The sequence below is a fragment of the Mesorhizobium sp. M1338 genome, from assembly GCF_040318045.1.
In the GTDB taxonomy this organism is placed as follows: Bacteria; Pseudomonadota; Alphaproteobacteria; order Rhizobiales; family Rhizobiaceae; genus Mesorhizobium.
Genome location: NZ_JAMYLL010000003.1, coordinates 22036 through 44975, shown reverse-complemented (window position 1 = coordinate 44975; position 22940 = coordinate 22036). Strand labels below are relative to the sequence as shown.

The following is a 22940-nucleotide window of genomic DNA, read 5'->3' as shown; positions in this document are numbered from 1 at the left end:
CCCTGCCAGCGCTTATATAGCGGCTTCGGTCCCGCCGACAACCGGGCGGAACAACGCAGCTCGTGCCGGTCAATTTGTCCGCCGAGTCCGTTATGGTTAGCGGATCGTTAATGCTTCTCGGGCACATTCCGCCGACGAACCGCGAAGGAGGGTTCGGCCTTGGTTTTCGGGGTGGGGACGGCATGGCGGAAGCGGACGAAACAATCGGCGCGCGCGGCAAGCGCGGGCCTCGCAAATCGACAATGCATGGCGACGGTACATCATCGTCCGCCACAGGTAGGGGGTCGGTCCATGCGCTTCGCCAACTGGTCGAAGCCGGTGCGGACTGGGTCTGGGAAACCGACGCCGAACTGCGCTTCTCCTGGCTTTCGCAAAACTACCAGGCAGCCACCGGCATCGATCCGGCAAAGGTGCTTGGCCGGTTCCGCTTCGACTTCCTCAACCAGGTCCTGAACGGCGACCGCAGCGGTGCCGCGCATCTGGAGGATCTGCAGGCGCACCGGCCGTTTCGCGACTTCGTCTATGAACTGAAAGGTGGTAGCGCCGATTGCCGCTGGGTTTTGACATCGGGCTTTCCAAGGTTCGACGACGAGGGAAAATTCGCCGGTTATCGCGGTGTCGGCCGCAACATCACGGCACTGGTCGGCGCCTTCCAAACCCCGAGGCAGGAATCATCGGCGGTCGGCGAACCCGACCAGCATCTGGTCGATCTCGAGCGGACGATGGACGCCATGCACATGGGCGTCGTGCTTCTCGATGCTAGGCTCGACACGCTGATCGTCAACAAGGCCTATCGCGAGCTTTCCAGGATTCCGGACGGCACTGTCACCGTCGGCGCTCCGTTCAGCCTGTTGATGGAACTCAACCGCCGCAACGGCATCTATGGCGACATCGACGAACAGCAATGGCAGCGCTATCTCGCCACCCGCATCGAGGAAATTCGCGCCGGCTCCGTCGCGCCGCGTGAGTTTCTCCACGCCGACGGCAGGACCATGATGTTCTCGGTGACGGCGCTGTCCGGAGGCAAGCGGCTGTTGACCTACTATGAGGTCACCGAGATCAAGCATCGCGATGCCGAGATCGAGAACGCCAACGCCAAAATCGCCGAGACCTTCGCCAATCTCCGCATCATGGTCGACCAGATGCCGATCGGTGTCCTCGTCCTCGACGCCGATATGCGCGCCGAAGTCATCAACCGTGCCTTCTACGATTTCTGGCAGATCGACGCCCGGCGCGCCGAGATCGGCTGCAGCTTCCGCGATCTGATGGATGCCAGCCGCGACATCGACCCGTTTGGTTCCGACGACGCGACATGGCAGCGGCATATTGCCGAGCGCGAGGCGGAAATCAGGGCCGGCACCGCCGGATCGCGGCAGTTCCCGCGCAATGACGGCCGCACGCTGATATCGTCGATGGCGCCGCTGGCCGGCGGCAAGCGGCTGATCTCCTATGTCGACGTCACCGACATGAAGGACCGCGAGGCCGACCTTGCCGACGCGCTGGAGAAAGCGCGACTGGCGGAAGCGGTGATCAACGCGGTCAAGGATCCGATCTTCGTCAAGGACGATCATCTGCGCTTCGTCTTCGTCAACGAGGCGTTCGCCGCCTTGTTCGGCCAGACGCCGCAAGCCATGCTCGGCAAACCCGGCGGCGATTTCCTGCCGACGAACGCCGTCGCGCTTTTCGAGCAGAGCGAACGGGACGTGCTTGCCAGCGGACGCCCATACGAAGTGGAAGAAAATTTCGAGGCTGACGGCGCCAGCCGTTCGCGCATCGTCAGGAAGAGCCGCGTCGGCATGCCCAGCGGCCGCAATTACGTTGCCGGTTTCCTGTTCGACATTTCCGACATGAAGCGCCGCGAGACCGAGGCGCAGGATGCGCGCAAGCATCTCGCCAGCGTGCTGGAATCCTTGCCGGCCGCCGTGATCATCTACGATCGCGACGACAGGTTCGTTTTCGCCAACCGCAAGATCCAGGACACGCTGCCGGCCTTGAAGCCGGCATGGCAGCCCGGCTGCACATTCCGCGAGGCGCTCGTCCTCGGCCATGCGAACGGCTATTTCCGCAACAGCGGCGATCCGCAAGTCGACCAGCTCTACGACAGCGACCATGATCGCTGGCTGGATGCGATCCTCGCCCGCTACCGCTTGCCCAATTCCTCCTACGAGCGTCACAACCCCGATGGCCGCTGGTATCAGGTCTATGACATGCGGACCGACGATGGCACCTTCATCGGTGTTCGTGTCGACATCTCCGAGATCAAGAGCCGCGAGGCGGCGTTGCGCGACTCGATGCGCCAGATCGATCTGTTCCGGCATGTGCTGGACGAATTGCCGGTCGCCGCCTTCATCAAGGCGCAGGACCTGAGCATCGAGTTCGTCAACAAGGCCTGGTGCGCGATCACGGGCTTGGGCAAGGAGGATGTCATCGGCCGCACCGACCGCCAGGTGTTCGGTGCGCAGGACGCCGATGGCTACAGCGATGACGATGCACAAGTCGCGGTGACCGGCGCCGTCAAGGAGGTCGAGGAACCCGTCACCCATCGCGACGGCACGGTTCGGCAATTGATGACGCGCAAGAGCCGCCTGGTGGCGCTGGACGGATCCGTGCATCTGGTTGGTTCGAGCACCGACATCACCGACGTCAAGGCGCGCGAGCGCGCGCTGGAAGAGAGCATGCGCGAGAACGAGGTGTTCCGCAGCCTGATCGACAACGTACCTGTGTCGATCTACGCCAAGCGCTCCGACCTCAGGCAGTTCTACGTCAACAAGGGCTGGAGCGATCTCACCGGCTTCGGCAAGGACGAGGCGATCGGCAAGACCGACATCGAGATCTTCGGGCCTGATGGCGAAGCCTTCGTCGACAGCGACCTTGCGGTACTGCGCACCGGTGAGACGCAAGAGGTCGAAGAGACCGTTACGGCGGCCGACGGCAGCGTCAGGCACCAATTCGCCCGCAAGGGCGCGATGATCGCATCCGACGGTTCGCTCTATTTGATCGGATCGACCACCGATATCACCGAGCTGAAGATGCGCGAGGCCGAACTGCGCGAGGCGCGGCAGCGCGCCATTCTCGCCGACCGCGCCAAGTCGGAATTCCTCGCCAATATGAGCCACGAGATCCGTACGCCGATGAACGGCGTGCTCGGCATGGCCGAGCTGCTGGCCAAATCGGATCTCGACCCGAAGCAGAAGACATTTACCGACATCATCGTGAAATCGGGCAACGCGCTGCTCACCATCATCAACGACATCCTGGATTTCTCCAAGATCGATGCCGGCCAGTTGGTGCTCGATCCGGCGCCCTTCAATCTTGCCGAGGCGATCGAGGATGTGGCGACGCTGGTGTCGACACGCGCCAAGGAAAAGGACCTCGAGCTCATCGTGCGCATCGAGCCCCGTCTCGAGAGCCTGTTCGTCGGCGATGTGGGCCGCATCAGGCAGATCGTCACCAACCTGCTCGGCAATGCGGTGAAATTCACCGATGAAGGCCATGTGCTGGTCGATGTCACCGGCGAGAGAGTTGCGACCGGAACAAAGCTCACCATCTCGGTCACCGATACGGGCATAGGTATCCCCGAGGAAAAACTGAAACTTGTGTTCGAGAAGTTCAGCCAGGTCGACACCTCATCGACGCGACGGCACGAGGGAACCGGCCTTGGCCTCGCCATCACCTCGCGACTCGTCGAGCTGATGGGCGGCGACATCGGTGTCGAGAGCGCCGAAGGCAAAGGCTCGACCTTCTGGTTCGCGGTGACGCTACCGAGGGCCGGAGAGCAGAACGGGCAACCCATCATGCCGATCGACGTGACCGGCGCGCGCGTGCTGATCGTCGACGACAATGCCGTCAACAGGGCCATCCTGACCGAACAGATGACATCGTGGACGTTCGATTCCTGCGCGGCCGAAAGCGGCGCCGAGGGCCTCAAGGTGCTGATCGCCGCCGCCGCCTATGGCGTGCCGGTCGATTGCGTCGTGCTCGACTACCAGATGCCTGAGATGAGCGGCGCCGAAATGGCGCGGATCGTGCGCAACACCGCCGGCCTTGCCGGCACACCGATCATCATGCTGACCTCGGTCGACCAGTCGCTCGCCAACACCAGCTATCGCGATCTCGGCATCGATGCCCAGCTGATCAAGCCGGCGCGCTCATCGGTGCTGCTGGAAACGTTGGTCGCCACCATCCAGCGGCATCGCCACAACACGAGCGGCGGCGACGACCTGCCGCTCGCAGGCACCGTCCCTGCAGCGCGGCCACAGCCGTCGGCGCCGGCGGAACAGCGGGCGCTGCTGCAGCCGCCTTCAATTCGCCCACGGCCAGCCACGACGGGTGGCGACGACAGGCTGGACATACTGGTAGCCGAGGACAACGAGGTGAACCAGATGGTGTTCACCCAGATTCTCGGCGAGACCGGTTTTGGTTTCGAGATCGTCGGCAATGGCCGCAAGGCGCTCGACGCCTTCGGCCGGCTCAATCCGTGCATGATCCTGATGGATGTCTCGATGCCGGAGATGAACGGGCTGGAGGCAACCGCCGCCATTCGTCGGCTGGAGGAAGAAACCGGCACGCATGTGCCGATCGTCGGCGTCACCGCGCATGCGCTGAAAGGCGATCGCGAGCGCTGCCTGGAGGCCGGCATGGACGACTATCTGCCCAAGCCGATCAGCCCCAGGGCCCTGCTCGAGAAGGTCGAGCGCTGGATCGGCGCCAGCCGTCAGGCTCAGCGCAACGCCGGGTAAGGGGTTCTCGCCGCACCGGTTCGCGAGAAGCCAAGCAAAGATTCGCGACGCGTCCCGCGCGCAGCACTATGGCGCGATCGCACCATATCAAAACTGTGCCTGATCAAGACAATGGCCGTATTCGAATTCCGCTCTTCCCAGTTACGGGCGGGAGCAGCGACCGCCGGCATGAGACAGCGTCAACCTACCCCAACGGACCTGTTTTCGGCGATGGCCCGGCCACGACACCGTGGCCGAGAGCAACGCGCTCCCGTCCGGCTTTTCTTTATAAAGCCCTGCTGATCCCAAATCGCCGGCCAGCCTCGGGCCTAAACGTCGCAAGTCCCTGATTCCGGGGACAAAGCCGGGCTCCATCGGGAGTGCTGGCCAGGCCACAATTTGTTCGTCCCGATCATGCGTTACCGGGGTGACATCAAACTGTCATGCGACTGTAATAATCGAAGGCTATTGGCCTCAGCGGGCGCCGAGAGCAATGGCGCCGAGAGACCATCTTCCGAACAGGAGCAGGCCACATGAGACATTTCATCCGCTCGGCGGCCGTTGCGATCGCAATGGCTACGGCGTCCACTTTCACCCTTTCCGCGGCAATGGCAGCTGATCTTTCCGGCGCCGGCTCGACCTTCATCTATCCGGTGTTCGCCAAATGGGCCGACACCTACAAGAAAGACACCGGCGTCGGCCTCAACTACCAGTCGATCGGTTCGGGCGGCGGCATCAAGCAGGTCATCGCCAAGACCGTGACCTTCGGCGCCACCGACAAGCCGATGTCCGATGCCGACCTGGAAAAGAACGGCCTCGTGCAGTTCCCGATGGTGATGGGCGGCATCGTGCCGATCGTCAACCTGACCGGCATCAAGCCGGGCGAACTGGTTCTTGACGGCGCGACCCTGGCCCAGATCTACCTCGGCGCCATCACCACCTGGGATGATGCTGCGATCAAGGCGCTGAACCCGACCCTGACCCTGCCGTCCACCGCGATCGCCGTCGTGCATCGCTCGGACGGGTCGGGCACGACCTTCAACTTCACCAACTATCTGGTCAAGCTGTCGCCCGACTGGAAGGACAAGGTCGGTTCGGATACAGCCGTCGAATGGCCTACGGGCGTAGGCGCCAAGGGCAGCGAAGGCGTCGCCAATACCGTCAAGCAGACCGACGGCAGCATCGGCTACGTCGAGTATGCCTATGCCAAGCAGAACAGCCTTTCCTACTCCAAGCTGGTGAATGCCGCCGGCAAGGTCGTCGAGCCGTCGCTCGAATCCTTCGGTGCGGCTGCTTCGAATGCCGATTTCAAAGGCGCGAAGAACTTCAACGTCATCATCACCAACGAACCCGGCGACACCAGCTGGCCGATCGCTGCTTCGACCTGGGTGCTGATCCACAAGGTTCCCGACGATGCCGCCGCCACCGGTGAAGCGCTGAAGTTCTTTGCCTGGGCCTACAAGGACGGCAAGGAAACCGCCAAGGCGCTCGACTATGTCTCGATCCCCGACAGCGTCGTCGACCTGATCAAGACCTCCTGGAAGGCCGACATCCAGGCCGACGGGAAGCCCGTCTACGCAGGCGAGTAATAACCTTTGAAGGAGCGCCGCGGCGCGGCGCTCCTTTTTCCTCAACTCAAAGAGCCGAGCTTCACATGAGCGCTGTCCAGGAAGCCTTGCCAGCCATTCGAGGTTCGCGCGATGCGATCGTCAGACGATTCGCGCTGACCGACGCAATCTTCCACGGGATGACCCGGGCCGCCGCCATATTGGTGCTGGTCCTGCTTGGCGGCGTCGCGATCTCGCTGTTTGCCGGATCCTGGCAAGCCCTGTCGACCTTCGGCTTCTCTTTCCTGACCAGCGAAAGCTGGAATCCGGTGACGGAGAAGTTCGGCGCGCTGGCACCGATCTACGGCACCATCATCACGTCGGCCATCGCCATCCTGATTGCCGTGCCGCTCGGCATCGGAATCGCCATCTTTCTCACCGAGCTTTGCCCACGCCCGTTGCGGCGGCCGATCGGCATGGCGGTGGAACTGCTGGCCGGCATCCCCTCGATCATTTACGGCATCTGGGGCCTGTTCGTGCTGGCGCCGTTCCTGCAGACGATCGTGCAGCCGTTCATCATCGGCGTGTTCCACGGCATTCCCGGCCTCGGCAGCCTGTTTGCCGGTCCGCCCTATGGCATCGGCCTGCTGACCTCGTCGCTGATCCTGGCCATCATGGTGCTGCCCTTCATCACCTCGATCACCAAGGACGTCTTCGACACGGTGCCGCCGGTGCTGAAGGAATCCGCCTACGGCATCGGCTGCACGACCTGGGAAGTGACCCGCCGCGTCGTCATTCCCTACACAAGGATCGGTATCATGGGCGGCGTCATGCTCGGCCTTGGCCGCGCGCTGGGCGAAACCATGGCGGTGACCTTCGTCATCGGCAACGCGCACCGCATCTCGACCTCGCTGTTCGCGCCGGCAACGACGATCTCCGCGACCATCGCCAATGAATTCACCGAAGCCGTCGGCGACCTCTACACGTCTTCGCTGGTGGCGCTCGGCCTGATCCTGTTCGTCATCACCTTCCTGATCCTTGCCATCGCCCGCTACATGCTGATGCGCATCGACGCCCGCACCGGAGCCTGACCGATGTCGACAGCCACATCGCTTCACCAGAGCCGCAAGAGGAAGAATGCCGTGATGATGACGCTGTGCGTCACCGCGGCGGGCATCGGACTTGCCTGGCTGGCGCTCATCCTCGGCGCGCTGGTCTACAAGGGCGCCGCCGGCCTGTCCCTTGACGTCTTCACGCAGATGACGCCGCCTCCCGGCGACGCCGGCGGCCTGCTCAACGCCATTTACGGCAGCGTGGTCATGACGATCATCGCCGTCATCGTCGGCACGCCAATCGGTGTGCTGGCCGGCACGTACATGGCCGAATACGGTCGCTTTTCCAAGCTGACCACCGTGGTGCGCTTCATCAACGACATCCTGCTGTCGGCGCCGTCGATCATCATCGGCCTGTTCGTCTACGAATTGATGGTGCGGCCGATGGGGCATTTCTCGGCAATCGCCGGTGCTGTCGCGCTCGCCATCCTCGTCATTCCGGTTGTGGTGCGCACCACCGAAGACATGCTCAATTTGGTGCCGAACGCCTTGCGCGAAGCCGGCACCGCGATCGGCGCGCCGCGCTGGGTGGTCATCAAGTCGGTCGCCTACCGCGCCGCGCTTTCCGGCATTGTCACCGGCATATTGCTGTCGATCGCCCGTATCTCCGGCGAGACGGCACCACTGCTCTTCACGGCGCTCAACAACCAGTTCTGGTCGAGCAATCTCAACGCGCCGATGGCCAGCTTGCCTGTCACCATCTTCCAGTTCGCTCTCAGCCCTTACGAGGAATGGCAGCAACTGGCCTGGACCGGCGCACTTATCATCACATTGACGGTTCTCGCGCTCAGCATCGTTGCGCGCAGCCTGACCGGACGCAGAGAGGACAAATGAGCCAGATGTTGTCTCCAGACATGACGATCGCCGCCGAGGCCACCGCCAAGGCCAAGATCGAGGTCAAGAACCTCAACTTCTACTACGGCCAATCGAAGGCGCTGAAGGACATCACGCTGTCCTTGCCGGAGCGCAGCGTCACCGCCTTCATCGGGCCTTCGGGCTGCGGGAAGTCGACGCTGCTGCGCGTCTTCAACCGCATCTATGAGCTTTATCCCAGGCAGACGGCCGACGGTCAGGTGCTGCTCGACGGCCAGAACGTTCTTGACCGCTCGCAGGACCTCAACCTGCTGCGCACCAAGATCGGCATGGTGTTCCAGAAGCCGACGCCATTTCCGATGTCGATCTATGAAAACATCGCTTTCGGCATCAGGCTCTACGAGAAGCTGAGCAAATCCGAGATGGACGGCCGCGTCGAGCAGGCGCTGAAGCGCGCGGCACTCTGGACCGAGGTCAAGGACAAGCTCGACGCCAGCGGCCTCAGCCTCTCAGGCGGCCAGCAGCAGCGGCTCTGCATCGCCCGTACCGTGGCGGTGAAGCCGGAAGTCATCCTGCTCGACGAGCCCGCCTCGGCGCTCGATCCGCTGTCGACCGCCAAGATCGAGGAGCTGATCGACGAGTTGCAAGCCGACTACACGATCGTCATCGTCACCCACAACATGCAGCAGGCGGCGCGCGTGTCGAAGCAGACGGCCTTCATGTATCTGGGCGAGCTGGTCGAGTTCGACCGCACCGAGAAGATCTTCACGTCGCCCCGCGAGAAGCGCACGCAGGACTACATCACCGGCCGCTTCGGCTGAGCTCAGGCATACGAGGAACAGGATCATGAGCGAACACACAGTCGCTTCTTTCGACGAGGATCTCGGTCAGATCAGCAAGCTCATCAGCGACATGGGCGATCTCGCCAGCTCGATGGTCGGCGGTGCGACCAAGGCGCTGTTGAATTCCGACAACGCCTTGGCACAGCGCGTCGTCTCCGACGACGCGATCATGGACGCGCGCCAGCGGGAGCTCGACGACCGCGCCATCACGCTGATCGCCAAGCGGCAGCCGATGGCCGACGATCTGCGCCATGTCGTCGGTTCGATCCGCATGGCCGGCGATCTCGAACGCATCGGCGACCTTGCCAAGAACATCGCCAAGCGCGTCGGCACTGTCGGCCTCAGCGTTACGCCGCGCGACCTTTCGCACTCGATCGATGGAATGGCACAACTGGTGCTGATCCAGGTGCAGGGCGTCATCGAGGAATATGCGGCGCGTGACGCCGCCGCGCTGGCGAAACTGCGTGCCGACGACGAACGCATCGACGTCAAATACACCTCCGTGTTCCGCGAACTTCTCACCTATATGATGGAAGACCCGCGCAACATCACCGCGTGCACGCATCTTTTGTTCTGCGCCAAGAATCTCGAGCGCATCGGCGACCACGTCACCAACATCGCGGAAAATGCCTATTATGTTTTGACCGGCACGCAGCTGCCGGCCAATCGTCCGAAGCAGGACGAGACGACAATGTCCGCGCCGGCGGCATGACGACAGGGGTGACCAGCCGATGATCGCGCCACGCATCATGGTGGTGGAGGACGAGGAGCCGCTAGGCGTGCTGCTCCGTTATAATCTGGAGTCCGAGGGCTATCAGGTCGAGGTGGTGACGCGCGGCGACGAGGCCGAGATCCGGCTGCAGGAGAACGTGCCTGACCTTCTGGTGCTCGACTGGATGGTGCCGGCGGTTTCCGGCATCGAACTCTGCCGACGCCTGCGAATGCGCCCCGAGACCGAGCGGCTGCCGATCATCATGCTGACCGCGCGCGGCGAGGAGAGCGACCGCGTGCGCGGCCTCTCGACCGGCGCCGACGACTATCTGGTCAAGCCTTTCTCGACGCCGGAGTTCATGGCCAGGGTCAAGGCGCTGCTGCGCCGTGCCAAGCCGGAAGTGCTGTCCAGCGTGCTGAAGGTCGGCGACATCGTGCTCGATCGAGAATCGCATCGGGTCTATCGCAAGAAGAGCGAGATCCGGCTCGGGCCGACCGAATTCCGCCTGCTCGAATTCATGATGCGCCATCCCGGCCGCGTGTTCTCGCGCAGCCAGCTGCTCGACAATGTCTGGGGTGAGACGATCTACATCGACGAACGCACGGTGGACGTGCATGTCGGCCGGCTGCGCAAGGCGGTCAACAACGGCCGCATGCCCGACGTCATCCGCACCATTCGAGGTGCAGGCTACGCGATCAGGGAAGATTAATTCCCATCCCATCCCGATAAATCGGAACCCAGGTTCAAGCTCGGTCAGCAGGCGGTCGCCAACGGCCGCGAAGGGTGGAATGTTGCATTCGTCTCATCGGTGGAGAACGAGCATGTGGCGCCCAGGAGCGGTCATCCCATCAGTTTTCGAATGACCGCATTTGGGCCAAGGCGACAGGCGGCTTCTGGCATCCAAAAAGCGATGGCGGACATTCAAGCAGGCGGGATTGAAATCTTTAACCGACCCTTCGCGGTCGTTGCCCGGTCGCAGCGAAACGTCCGCAGCGGAGTGAGCCATGCTGGAATTGATTGTGCGTGGCTAACTGGTCGGTCACTTCACAACTCGATTGCTCTGCGATCTCTCAAACTGCTGTTGTGTCCGGCTGGCCGCGGGAAGAACGGTTCGCGATTAGTCGGTCATAATCGCCATTTTGCCCGTAAAACTCTGCCCTCCAAATCGTGCTCCTTCTAGCGAGGATTGAACTAATGCATTTATCTATATCCGTCAAAGCACGCGACTTTCACATAAATATAGAATTTTATTAAAATTATATTTTTGACGGAGGACGGATTCCTTCTCTTTATTCAGTGTATGTGCGCCGAATGGTCAATATTATCTCGGATCGGATGACGATTCCCTGGAACTATTTCATCCGTTGCAACGTTGCTTGGGAAGCAGTCGCTGGGACTCGTATCGAATGATTTCACCAGGTCGGATACCATGAGGAAGGATTTCTGATGAGCACCGTCGTAAACGCCAAAGGCATCCCTCTTCCCTACACCGGCGCTTCCACTCATTGGTTCTCGGCCACTGGGTCTGGACCGGAACTGCATGGCACCTCCGGCAACGACTCCTTCTGGGGAGACACCGGCGTCAAGGTCACGATCTACGGTGGCGCCGGCGACGACTACTATCACCTCTATTCCACCAACAATAAGGTGGTCGAGGATCCTGGGGCAGGAATCGACACGATCGACACATGGATGAGCTACAAGCTCCCCGACAATTTCGAGAACCTCGTCGTTACCGGCGCCAATCGATATGCGTTCGGAAATGCGTTGGACAACATCATCAAGGGCGGGTCGGGTCATCAGACGCTGGATGGCGGCAAGGGCGACGATGTCCTGATCGGCGGAGACGGCGCCGACACTTTCGCCATCTCTAAAGGAAATGGAAGTGATCTTATCTTCGATTTCGGTGCGACTGATACGGTCCGCCTTAACGGCTATGACTTCACTTCGTTCGATGCCGTCCGTTCACAGATGGTTCAGGTGGAATCAAACGTGATGCTGAACCTCGGATCCGACGAGATCCTGGTGTTCAAGAATACGACCATCGACAAGTTGCAGCCCACCCAGTTCGAGCTGCCGATAGACAAGTCCGGAATGACGCTGTCCTTCTCCGACGAATTTAACACGCTGAGCCTTCGGAACGGACAGGACGGCACCTGGAATTCCAATTTCTGGTGGGGAGCGCCGAACGGCAGCACATTGAGCAGCAATGGCGAGTTGCAATGGTATGTCGACGCCAATTATGGCCCGACGAGTTCCGTCCACCCGTTCAGCGTTGAAAACGGCGTCCTCACCATCACCGCGGCGCAGGCGCCGGAGGACATCAAGCCTCTGATCAACAATTACGAATACACCTCGGGGATCCTGACGACGCACGACACCTTCGCGCAAGCCTATGGCTATTTCGAAATGCGGGCGGACCTGCCCGAAACAGCCGGAGCATGGCCGGCCTTCTGGCTGCTTCCGGAAGACGGATCGTGGCCGCCGGAGCTGGACGTTGTCGAAACGCGCGGCCAGGACCTGAACACGCTCTACATGACGGCGCATACCAATGAGACGGGAGCGCACACGAAGGTTTCGTCCACGGTGAACGTTGCGGACACCGACGGTTTCCACACCTATGGCCTGCTCTGGACGAAGGATGAGCTTGTCTGGACCTACGATGGTGTAAAGGTCGCCCAAGCGGCAACGCCGTCCGACATGCACGACCCCATGTACATATTGGCAAATCTCGCGGTGGGCGGCATTGCCGGCCAGCCTCCTGACCATCTGGCGACGCCGGCGGAGATGAAAATCGACTACATCCGCGCCTATACGCTGGACGACCTGCAGCACCACCCCTTGGACATCGCGGCCGACCATTCGGTCTAAGCGACGCCCTCACGTTGGGGCCATGAGCCGTTGGGAGCGCGGGAATGATTGCACAGTCTGGTCTGCGGGCAGTCTTGAGGCGCGCCATCGTAGATGTCGGTGTTTTCTCGTTCCTCATCAACATCCTGCTATTGGTGATCCCCCTCTATCTCTTGCAGGTCTATGACCGCGTCCTGCTGTCCTCCAGCGTCGAGACGCTTCTCTACCTCTCTGCTATCGCGGTTCTCGCGCTCGCCTTTCTCGGTCTCCTCGATACGATCCGCTCCGTCTACACGCAGCGCGTTGCAGCCACGGTCGACAACAGATTGGGCGCGAGGACATTCGCCGTCTCGCTTGAGGCTAAGTACGCCGGCGGCGCAGCTCTGTCTCCACTGCGCGACCTTGCCTCGGTATGCGCCTTCATCAGGTCACGCGGCGCGGCGGTCTTGTTCGACCTGCCGTTCGCTCCGTTCTTCCTCGCCCTGCTGTACCTCATCCATCCTTTTCTATTTTGGCTTACGCTGACAGGAGTTGCGCTGTTGCTTGCGCTGGTCGTGGCAAATCAGCTTGCCGTCGGCAGGAACGACGCTTTGTCCGCGGAACGTTCGGCTGTCGCCAGCCTGTCGGAGCAGGCCTTTGCCCGCAGCGCGGAGACGCTGCTCGCCATGGGCATGGTCCAAAACGCCGCGCGCGTCTGGGGTAGGCACGTGGCGGAGGCGCTAATTCTTCATGACCGTTCGTCCATGGCCAACGCGATTTTCAGCGGAACGTCGCGAGCCGTACGCATGATGCTTCAGCTGGCGATACTGGGTGTCGGAGCATGGCTCGTGCTGCAAGGGAAGATGACGGCCGGGATGATCTTCGCGTCTTCCCTGGTGTCGTCCCGCGCGCTGCAGCCGCTCGACCAACTGATCGGTTCATGGCGCCAGATCGTCGACGCCAGACGATCGTGGAAGCGGTTGGACAAGGCGCTTTCCGCCCATTCGGCACAAACGCAAAAACTGATACTGCCGGATCCGTCGGGCGAAATCGTCGTGCAGGACCTGATCTTTGTCGCGCCGAACGCCACGCCCGGCACCGAACCCATCATCAAGAGACTGAACTTCCACATCGGCGCCGGCGAAGCGGTTGCGATAATAGGTCCAAGCGGAGCCGGCAAGTCCACCCTGGCGAGATTGCTTGTCGGTGCGATCCAAGCGACCAGCGGCTGCGTCAGGATCAACGGCGCTGACCTCAGAACCTGGAACGAGAAGCAGCTTGGCCGTCATATCGGATATCTCGCTCAGGAGGTGGAACTCTTTCCCGGATCGATCGCGGAAAATGTCGCCCGCTTTGAACCCGATGCAAGTGACACCTCGATCGTCGAAGCGGCAAAGAATGCCCAGGCGCATGAGCTGATATTGGAGCAGCGAGACGGCTATCAGACCAGAATAGGTCCGTCGGACAGAACACTGTCGGGCGGCGTACGCCAAAGGATCGGGCTGGCGCGCGCCTTCTACGGCAATCCGCGTATTCTGGTTCTGGACGAGCCCAGTACCCATCTCGATGGCAGCGGCGAAGCGGCGCTTGAAGGGGCGCTTGCCGCGGCGAAAGCGGCGGGCGTTACGACAATCCTGATAACGCACCGTCCCTCGATCGCCGCGGCTTGCGACCGCGTGATGCTTCTGCGCGGTGGAGTGATCGAAGCCTTCGGTCCAAGCGGCGACGTATTGCGGCGGTCGATTGCCGGTAACGGCCTTCCCCCACAGCGCGACACGGTGGTGACAGGGTCTTTTGCCACGACGATCCGCAGCACCCCTCATAGCGTCCGCTTTGGATCCTAGAAGATGGCAGCACAGAGTCTTGTCTGGGAAGGCAAAGCACGCACCGACATCCGGCGGGTGGCATTCGCCGGATACGCGGCAATAGCAATATTGGTGGGCTGCCTTGGCTATTGGGCGGTCAGTGCACCGTTGTCCGGAGCGGTGATCACGCAAGGCACGATCTCGGCGACGGGCGGCAACATTCTCATTCAGCATCCCGAAGGCGGCATCATCCAGGAATTGCTGGTTCATGAAGGTGATCGCGTGCAACAGGCCCAGGATCTGATCATACTGGATCGAACAGCCGCGCAAGCCGAGCTCAACCGACTGGCGAGGCAGTCTGTCGCGCTCAAGGCCAGCGCCTCGCGGCTGGAGGCGGAGCGCGACGGACTGGACCGGCTTGCGCCAATCGCGGAGGCTGCGCCACCACCGTTCCAGCACGATTTCGAGACTCTGGTTCAAGAACAGCAGAAGGAATTCAACGCCAGGCTCGCCCGGTTTCGATCGGAACAATCGATCCTCAGGCAACGGCTTGCCATGCATCGCCAGTCGGTCGTGGGATTGCAGGCCCAGAAACAGGCCATTCAGCAACAGGCCGAAGTCGTGAAGAAAGAACTCGGCATCAAGACCAGCCTGTTGGGCAAAGGCCTCACCAATCGCACCGAATATTCGCAGCTTTTGCGCAGCGAGGCCGATCTCGTCGGGCAGGCAGGGGCGCTGGAGGCAAATCTTGCATCGGCCAACACCGAGATCGTCGAAGCCCAGGAGCAGATCGAGCGCCTGACCACGCAACGCGTGGAGGAGGCCCTGACGAAGCTCGACGAGGTGCATTCTTCGCTGGCCGACATTGACGAACAGATGCGCGCATCCGAGGCAGTGCTGCGGCGGACGACGATCAAGGCACCGGCAGCGGGCATCGTGGTGTCGTCCACCTACAATGCCAAGGGCAGCGTGATTGCCCCAGGCGAAAAGATCATGGAGATCCTGCCTACGGCATCGGGCCTGATAGTCGATGCACGGCTACCGCCGAAAGACATCGATCAGGTTCGTATCGGCCAGCCGGCAAAATTGCGATTGTCCGCGTTGAACATGCGGCTCACCCCTGAGATTTCAGCCATCGTGACCCAAGTTTCCGCGGACCGGCTCATCGACGAGGCTACGCATGAACCCTATTTCCGCGCCAAGCTGAAGATTGCCGCCAACCTGCCGCCCGGCGTGAAAGCGGAGCAGCTTTACCCCGGAATGTCGGTAGAGGCGTTCATCAGAACTGGCGACCGGACTTTCTTCGAGTATCTCGCACGGCCGATGCTTGATTCCTTCGCTCGCGCTTTCACCGAGCGGTAGATGTTACGGGCCGCGCAATCCCCTCAGGCACGGTCAATGATCACCAGGGCTGGGTATGAGAGTTCAACCGAGGGCGTGCGAACTTCCGCTCAGGGTCGAACTCGGTCGTTCAGAATGATTGGTTTTTGACCCTGGTCCTCACGCAACGCTCTTTCCGACGCTTCCTCTCGTCTGCGCGCCGGGTGCAAAAATCTCCTGGTCGACAAAGGTCAGCGCGCGCATCGCGCAGCCTTCGCGGATCAGCGGCAGTTCGTTCGGCTCGGTGTCGAAGGAGATCGATTCCGAGTGCTGGCCGCCGGCGGTCTGGGAAATGGCCTGCCGCAATGCAGGCTCGATCAAGTCGAAGGCGGCGGCGCTGACGCCGACCATGGCAACGGGCGCCGGATCGATCAGCGCGAACAAGCTGCCGAGACCGTAGCCGAGCGCTTCACCGGCCTTGCGATAGGCCTCGCGCTCGGGCCCATCCCTTTCGCGGGCCGCGGTCGCCAGGGCCCGCATGTCGGCGTCGCTGACATCGGCGACTGGTTCCGCGTCTTCGCCCATCTGCCTTGCATTGCGCCAGATGGCGTAGTTGCCGGCATAGGCCTCGACGCAGCCGCGCCGCCCGCAGCGACACAGCGCACCGTTTGGCTGATGGATCATGTGGCCGAACTCGCCGCCCGAGGAATGGGTGCCGGTAAACAGCTCGCCTTTCAGCACCAGGCCCATGCCGATGCCGTGCGACAGCAGGATGGCGATGAAATCGTCGCGGTAGCGATCGGGATCGCGCCAGCGCAGCGCGATCGCCATCATGTTGCAGTCGTTCTCCATGGTGGCGGGGATGCCGAACTCGGCTTCGAGTATGTCGGCGAAGGCGATGTCGGTGTGCGGGGTGATCGGCGACCACAGCATTGCGCGGGAACGGGTGTCGGTGATGCCCTGGATCGCCAACGCGATGCGGGCGACGCTGCGCATGTCGAGGTCCGGGTCTTCGAAGCGGCGCCGCACGATTGCCATGCATTCGCCGATCAGCGCGTCGCGCGGCATTGTCAGCGTGTCCAGCCGGCGCTGTTCCTCCGATATCACCTGGCCGGCGTAGTCGATGACGGCGACGGAGAGAAAATTCAGCGACAGCACCACGGTCATCACCGTCGCGGCTTCCGGATTGAGGCTGAGGCCGACCTGCGGCCGGCCGCGTTTGAGCGAAGCGGCCTCGCTTGGCTTGCTTTCGGCCAGGATGCCTTCGCCGATCAGGTCGGAGGAGATCGCCGATATGGTCGAGTGGCTTAGGCCCGTGGTCGCGGCGATCTCGGTACGTGACGGCTGTCCGGCTCGGCGTACGGCGGCGATCACCATCGCCCGGTTGCGCCGGCGCAAATCGTCGTGGCGGATTCCGACCGACATGTCCTCTTCAAGTCCTCCCGGTCGCCGCGGTTCTCCGTACCCCTCGAACGCTGTCGGCGACGCAGCCAAATACTGGCAGAAGCTGTCCACTCTGTCATTTATTTATTCCGGAGCTCGAAAAAAATTCGCGAGCACCTCAAAATCCATCAGAATCGATGTTGACAGCGTTCGGGCGTTGGATCAGTATTTTTTCGAGGCTCGAAAAAATAGAGCCTCTGTGCCGGCCTTCGGGTCAGTTTGGTCGCGCCATACGCGGCGCAGGGAGGATATTATGAAAAGATTCACAGCCGCCATCCTGGCGGGTGTCGCCATGTCGCTGACGCTCGCGTCGGTCGCACAGGCGAAGGACAAGGTCATCGGGGTTTCGTGGTCCAACTTCCAGGAAGAGCGCTGGAAGACCGACGAGGCCGCCATGAAGACGGCGATCGAGGCTGCCGGCGACAAGTACATCTCCGCCGACGCGCAGTCCAATCCCGGCAAGCAGCTGACCGATGTCGAGAGCCTGATCTCGCAGGGCGCCAATTCGCTGATCATCCTGGCGCAGGATGCCTCGGCCATCGGCCCGGCGGTACAGAAGGCGCTGGACGAAGGCATTCCGGTCGTCGGCTATGACCGGCTGATCGAGAACAAGGACGTCTTCTATCTGACCTTCGACAACAAGGAAGTCGGCCGCATGCAGGCCCGCGAAGTGTTCAAGGTCAAGCCGGAAGGCAACTATGTCTTCATCAAGGGTTCGGGCGCCGATCCGAATGCTGACTTCCTGTTCGCCGGCTCGATGGAAGTGCTCAAGGAAGCCATCGACAGCGGCAAGATCAAGAATGTCGGCGAGGCCTATACGGACGGCTGGCTGCCCGCCAACGCCCAGAAGAACATGGAACAGTTCCTGACCGCTAACGACAACAAGGTCGATGCCGTGGTCGCGGCCAATGACGGCACCGCCGGCGGCGTCGTCGCGGCGCTGACGGCGCAGGGACTTGCCGGCACCGTGCCGGTCTCGGGTCAGGACGGCGACCATGCAGCACTCAACCGCATCGCGCTCGGCACGCAGACCGTGTCGGTGTGGAAGGATGCGCGCGAACTCGGCAAGAATGCCGCCGAGATCGCCTCGCAGCTGGCCGACGGCAAGAAGACGGGCGACATTGCAGGCGCCAAGGACTTCACGACACCGGGCGGCAACACCGTCAAGTCGCTGTTCCTGACCCCGGTTGCCATCACCAAGGACAATCTCAACGTCGTCATCGACGCCGGCTGGATCAAGAAGGACGAAGTCTGCGCGGGCGTCGCCGCCGGCACCGTCGCGGCCTGCAACTAGAACTGGGATCTTTCTGCATTCTCAACGCCGCGGCCCAAAAGCCGCGGCGTTTTCTCAAAAAGATTTGTGTTTCCGCATCACGCGGATAGCTTCTAGGCTGGTTCCGGTATTCGCGTCAGACGGCCCGCCGGTTGGGAGAAAATCATGACCGACACGACGTCCAACCCACTTGCTGCAGATACCCCCGCGGACCAAGCGCGCGCGTCCGAACTGAGCGCTGTCGGACGCTTTCTCAAGGCAACCGAACTCGATACGCGCATGCTTGGCATGGTCGGTGCGTTGCTGGTCATCTGGGTCGGTATTCACATCCTGTCGGGCGGACTGTTCCTGACGCCGCGCAATCTCTGGAACCTGTCGGTGCAGACCTCCTCGGTCGCGATCATGGCAACCGGCATGGTGCTGGTCATCGTCATGCGCAACATCGACCTTTCGGTCGGTTCCGTCGAAGGCGTGATCGGTATGATCATGGGCGTGGCGCAAGCCGAATTCCTCATTCGCGTCATCGGCTTCCAGCTTGGAAATCCCTGGCTCTGGATCGTCGCCCTGGCCGCCGGCGCGGTGCTCGGTCTTGTGATCGGCGCCTTCCAGGGCTTCATCATCGCCTATCTCGAAGTTCCTGCCTTCATCGTGACGCTGGGCGGTCTGTTGGTCTGGCGCGGCATGGCATGGCTGATCACCAACGGGCGCACGGTCGCGCCGCTTGACGCTACGTTCCAGCTGATGGGCGGCGGGCCGCGGGGCTCCGTCGGCGCCACCGCCAGCTGGATCATCGGCATCGTCGCTTGCGTGGCTGTCGCTTTCGCGCTGCTGAACGGCCGGTCGCAGCGCAAACGGTTCAACTTTCCACTGCGCCCCGTCTGGGCCGAAACCTTCCTCGGTGTGGTCACCTGCGCTGCCATCCTTGGAGCCGTCTGGATCGCCAATTCCTATCCGTGGCCAATCGGCATCGTGCGCCAGTATGCGCAGCAGAACGGCATCACCATTCCCGAAGGCGGGCTGTTCATCGCCCACGGCATCGCCATACCGGTGCTGATGGCGGTCGCGGTCGGCATCGTCATGACCTTCATCACCAAGCGCACCCGTTTCGGTCGCTATGTCTTTGCCATCGGCGGCAATCCGGAGGCCGCCAATCTCGCCGGCATCAACACGCGCTGGGTGACCATGAAGGTGTTCATGATCATGGGCGTGCTGGCCGCGATCAGCGCGGCGATCTCGTCGGCCCGCCTCAACGCGGCGACCAATGCGCTGGGCACGTTGGACGAGTTGCTGGTGATCGCCGCCGCCGTCATCGGCGGCACCTCGCTTGCCGGTGGCTCCGGAACGGTGCTCGGCGCCATGCTCGGCGCGCTGCTCATGCAGTCGCTGCAGTCCGGCATGGTGCTGCTTGGCATCGACTCGCCGCTGCAGAGCATCGTCGTCGGCGCCGTGCTCGTCGTCGCGGTCTGGCTCGATACCGTCTATCGCAAGCGCGTCTAGGGAGGACAAGATCATGGCAGACAAGACCGCTCCCACCGGCACCGCGCTGATCGACATGCGCAACGTCTCGATCGCCTTTGGCGGCATTCGCGCCGTCGACGACGCCTCGATCGATCTTTTCCCCGGCGAGGTCGTGGCGCTGCTCGGCCACAATGGCGCCGGCAAGTCGACATTGATCAAGATCCTGTCCGGCGCCTACAAGCGCGATGCGGGCCAGATCTTCGTCAATGGCGAGGAGGCAGCTATCTCCAATCCGCGCGACGCCAAGAAATACGGCATCGAGACGATCTACCAGACGCTGGCGTTGGCCGACAATGTCGACGCCGCCGCCAATCTGTTCCTCGGCCGCGAGCTGATGACCGCCTGGGGCACGCTCGACGACGTTGCCATGGAGGCGGAGGCGCGCAAGGTGATGGGCCGGCTCAATCCGCGCTTCCAGCGCTTCAAGGAGCCGGTGATCAAGCTGTCGGGCGGCCAGCGGCAGTCGGTGGCGATCGCGCGCGCGATCCTGTTCAACGCGAGGATCCTGATCATGGACGAGCCGACGGCGGCGCTTGGCCCGCAGGAAACGGCGCAGGTCGGCGAACTGGTCAAGCAGCTCAAGTCCGACGGCATCGGCATCTTCCTGATCAGCCACGACATCCATGATGTGTTCGAACTTGCCGACCGGGTCTGCGTCATGAAGAACGGCCAGGTGGTCGGCACCGCCCGCACCAATGACGTGACCCAGGACGAGGTGCTCGGCATGATCATTCTGGGCAAATGCCCGCCCGGCGCGATCCCCGGACCGGGCGCGCTGAAGATCGCCGCTTGAGGCCTGCCGGTAGCGGTGCCAGCTGGCTGGACGAATATGCCGGGTCTCGGACCATCTGATGTGCCAGCCGTCAGGATGGCTTGGCCTTGCCATTGTGTTGGCACGGCGACTTGCCCATAAAGGCCCGACATGCCCAGGGATCGCATCATCCGTTGAAAAGGTTTTTTCCAATCGTCGCGTTCATCGCCGTCGCGCTGATCAGCATGACGATGGCGGGGTTTGCTTATTTCGCGACGCAAGAGGCCGCCCGCATCAAGTTCGAAGCGACAGCCGACGACGCGCTCAACCGGATCGAGAGCCGCATCGACCTCCACCTCTCGCTGCTGCGCTCGACGCAGGCCCTGTTCGATGCCCGCAACGGCAATATTTCCGGCAACGAGTTCAACGCGTTCTTCAAAGCGCTCGATGTCGACAGAAACTTTGCCGGCTTACGCGGCATCGGCTATCTCAGGCTGGCAAGGGCTGGAGACGAGGCGGCGATCGAACGCGATATGCCGCACGACCATGGCGTCAGCCATCCAATCTATCCTGATACCACGCAGCCCTGGCGCACCCCCGTCGTGCTGTTCGAGCCGCTGGATCCTTCCAACCAGACCAGCGTCGGCTACGACATGTTCAGTGAACCGGTGCGGCGCGCGGCGATCGAAAAAGCGATGTCGGACGACCAGCAGCACGCCAGCGGGCTGGTGCAGCTGGGTCAGGACACCGGTGCCGCGCAGACGTTCACCGGCTTCCTCGTCTTCGTTCGGCTCAATGTCGAAACCGCACCCGATGCCATCAATGCGCCCGGATCCTCCACAGCCGGTTTTCTCTATGCGGCCTTTCGAGCTCGCGACCTGTTCCAGACCGCGCTCAGCCGGTCACCGCTGCTGCCGGTCAACACGGAAATCTACGACGGCGACGGCGCCGTGAGCGGCGACAATCTGTTGTTCCGGTCTGAGACGCCACCGGCTTCGACCTTCGGGGACAGGCTGCTGGTCACACGCAAGATCATTGTGGCCGGGCGGCCATGGACTGTTCTGTTCCGGCCGACGAGCGCCTTCTCGCAGCCTTCGTCGCGCGCCATTCCGGTGATGCTGGGGCTGTTCGGCCTGCTGTTGGCCGGCGCCATCGCGCTGGTGGCGCGTTATCAGGAGCGGGCCTATGAGGCGGCGGCGCGCTTGCACGAGACGACGGAAAAGAGCCTGCTCGAAAAAGACCTGATGCTGCAGGAGATGAAGCATCGCATCAAGAATTCGATCACCAGGGTGCTGGCGATCGCGCGGCAGACGGCTTCGCGGGCCACCGACGTCAATGAGTTTTCCGCATCCTTCTCGGCCCGGCTCCAGGCGATGGCGGCGTCTCAGGACATGCTGACGCGCTCGCGCTGGCAGAAGGCCGATCTTGGCGATCTCTTGCGTATCGAGCTCGGCCAGGTGTTCGGCAAGGAACTGCCCGAAGGGCTGTTGTCAGGGCCGCAGGTGCTGCTCGACGAAACCACGACGCAAGCGCTCGGCCTGACCTTTCACGAACTGGCGACGAATGCGCTGAAATACGGCGAAGCCGGCAATTCGGCCAATTCGCTCAAGGGGGACTGGGCGCTGAAAGTGGACTGGTCGCTCGAAGGGCGCGGGCGTGACAGGACGCTGGCTCTCAACTGGCGCGAAACCGGGCAGAAGAAATTCGAAGCGCCCGCCAAGACCGGATTCGGTACCAAGCTGATAGACCTCAACGTCACGCGCGAATTGCGCGGCACGATCAAGCGTGATTTCCGGGCCAATGGGCTGAACGTGGAAATCAGAATCCCTCTGGCGAGCTGACGGCGATCGTCAGGCGGCCAGGATCAAGCATCCAAACATCGAAAATCCGGAGGCCGGCCGACCGGTCTCCGGATCAACGTTTCGATTATCGCCCGAACTAGTTGCAGCGAGCCGTGTAGATCCGGCCGCGATGATCGCGATACTGGCAATAGCCATTGCGCAGATTGCGCACCAGCAGGCCGGAACCGGCACCCACGGCCGCGCCGATCAGCGCGCCCTTGCCGCCGCCGACCAAGCCGCCGACACCGGCGCCAATCAAGCCGCCGCCAACCACGTCCTGTTCGGTCGAGGTGCAGCCACTGACCGCCACCACCGCAACCATGGCGATAATCATCTTCCGCATAGAGTCACTCCTCACTTTGTGTCCTCACTTTAATAAGCTCCAACCGCCATTTAGCATGAAATGGAGGCCTTTG

16 protein-coding genes are annotated in these 22940 nt (G+C 62.1%); 14 read left to right on the top strand and 2 right to left on the bottom strand.

Going from position 1 to position 22940, the window contains the following annotated elements; all coding sequences use genetic code 11:
- Positions 1 to 182 precede the first annotated feature (182 nt).
- The 10 genes from NKH19_RS03985 (at position 183) to NKH19_RS03940 (ending at position 15740) form a co-directional block, all read left to right on the top strand.
- The gene (locus NKH19_RS03985; RefSeq protein WP_352981883.1) at positions 183 to 4739 is read left to right on the top strand and encodes a PAS domain-containing protein; all 4557 of its coding nucleotides are present in this window, start codon (positions 183 to 185) and stop codon (positions 4737 to 4739) included.
- 512 nt (positions 4740 to 5251) lie between these two features.
- On the top strand, positions 5252 to 6307 hold the full coding sequence (gene pstS, locus NKH19_RS03980) for a phosphate ABC transporter substrate-binding protein PstS (RefSeq protein WP_352871901.1): 1056 nt from the start codon (positions 5252 to 5254) through the stop codon (positions 6305 to 6307).
- A gap of 65 nt (positions 6308 to 6372) precedes the next feature.
- On the top strand, positions 6373 to 7356 hold the full coding sequence (gene pstC, locus NKH19_RS03975) for a phosphate ABC transporter permease subunit PstC (protein ID WP_352871899.1): 984 nt from the start codon (positions 6373 to 6375) through the stop codon (positions 7354 to 7356).
- A 3-nt stretch (positions 7357 to 7359) separates the two neighbouring features.
- Entirely contained in the window at positions 7360 to 8211 is an 852-nt protein-coding gene (gene pstA / locus NKH19_RS03970; protein ID WP_352633396.1) for a phosphate ABC transporter permease PstA, read from the top strand.
- Positions 8208 to 9011 carry a phosphate ABC transporter ATP-binding protein PstB gene (gene pstB, locus NKH19_RS03965; RefSeq protein ID WP_352871897.1) on the top strand — a complete coding sequence of 268 codons (804 nt, stop codon included), beginning with the start codon at positions 8208 to 8210 and terminating at the stop codon, positions 9009 to 9011. The genes pstA and pstB overlap by 4 nt, the downstream gene beginning before the upstream one ends.
- 25 nt (positions 9012 to 9036) lie before the next feature.
- Complete coding sequence (gene phoU, locus NKH19_RS03960) at positions 9037 to 9744, top strand: phosphate signaling complex protein PhoU (RefSeq protein WP_023757396.1); 708 nt, start codon at positions 9037 to 9039, stop codon at positions 9742 to 9744.
- 19 nt (positions 9745 to 9763) lie between these two features.
- Positions 9764 to 10453: a phosphate regulon transcriptional regulator PhoB gene (gene phoB, locus NKH19_RS03955; protein WP_010911896.1), complete on the top strand. Its 690-nt coding sequence runs from the start codon at positions 9764 to 9766 to the stop codon at positions 10451 to 10453.
- Positions 10454 to 11190: 737 nt separating this feature from the next.
- Positions 11191 to 12615: an endo-1,3-1,4-beta-glycanase EglC gene (gene eglC / locus NKH19_RS03950; protein WP_352871894.1), complete on the top strand. Its 1425-nt coding sequence runs from the start codon at positions 11191 to 11193 to the stop codon at positions 12613 to 12615.
- Positions 12616 to 12659: 44 nt separating this feature from the next.
- Positions 12660 to 14417 carry a type I secretion system permease/ATPase gene (locus NKH19_RS03945; RefSeq protein WP_352871892.1) on the top strand — a complete coding sequence of 586 codons (1758 nt, stop codon included), beginning with the start codon at positions 12660 to 12662 and terminating at the stop codon, positions 14415 to 14417.
- A 3-nt stretch (positions 14418 to 14420) separates the two neighbouring features.
- The gene (locus tag NKH19_RS03940; protein ID WP_352871890.1) at positions 14421 to 15740 is read left to right on the top strand and encodes an HlyD family type I secretion periplasmic adaptor subunit; all 1320 of its coding nucleotides are present in this window, start codon (positions 14421 to 14423) and stop codon (positions 15738 to 15740) included.
- Between the two features lie 138 nt (positions 15741 to 15878).
- Here the strand turns inward: NKH19_RS03940 and NKH19_RS03935 are convergent, their stop codons facing one another.
- A complete protein-coding gene (locus NKH19_RS03935) occupies positions 15879 to 17123 on the bottom strand; it encodes an ROK family protein (RefSeq protein WP_352871889.1) in 1245 nt (414 codons plus the stop codon).
- 271 nt (positions 17124 to 17394) lie between these two features.
- On the opposite strand from NKH19_RS03935, the gene xylF reads away from it, so the two are divergent.
- From xylF to NKH19_RS03915, 4 genes are all read left to right on the top strand, one after another.
- Positions 17395 to 18435: a D-xylose ABC transporter substrate-binding protein gene (gene xylF, locus NKH19_RS03930; protein ID WP_352486460.1), complete on the top strand. Its 1041-nt coding sequence runs from the start codon at positions 17395 to 17397 to the stop codon at positions 18433 to 18435.
- Between the two features lie 144 nt (positions 18436 to 18579).
- Positions 18580 to 19911 (top strand): sugar ABC transporter permease, encoded by a 1332-nt coding sequence (locus NKH19_RS03925; RefSeq protein WP_352871886.1) that lies wholly within the window; start codon positions 18580 to 18582, stop codon positions 19909 to 19911.
- 13 nt (positions 19912 to 19924) lie between these two features.
- A complete protein-coding gene (locus tag NKH19_RS03920; RefSeq protein ID WP_352871884.1) occupies positions 19925 to 20725 on the top strand; it encodes an ATP-binding cassette domain-containing protein in 801 nt (266 codons plus the stop codon).
- A 152-nt stretch (positions 20726 to 20877) separates the two neighbouring features.
- The gene (locus tag NKH19_RS03915) at positions 20878 to 22524 is read left to right on the top strand and encodes a CHASE domain-containing protein (RefSeq protein ID WP_352871882.1); all 1647 of its coding nucleotides are present in this window, start codon (positions 20878 to 20880) and stop codon (positions 22522 to 22524) included.
- 97 nt (positions 22525 to 22621) lie between these two features.
- Here the strand turns inward: NKH19_RS03915 and NKH19_RS03910 are convergent, their stop codons facing one another.
- A complete protein-coding gene (locus tag NKH19_RS03910; protein WP_023757387.1) occupies positions 22622 to 22867 on the bottom strand; it encodes a YMGG-like glycine zipper-containing protein in 246 nt (81 codons plus the stop codon).
- Positions 22868 to 22940 lie beyond the last annotated feature (73 nt).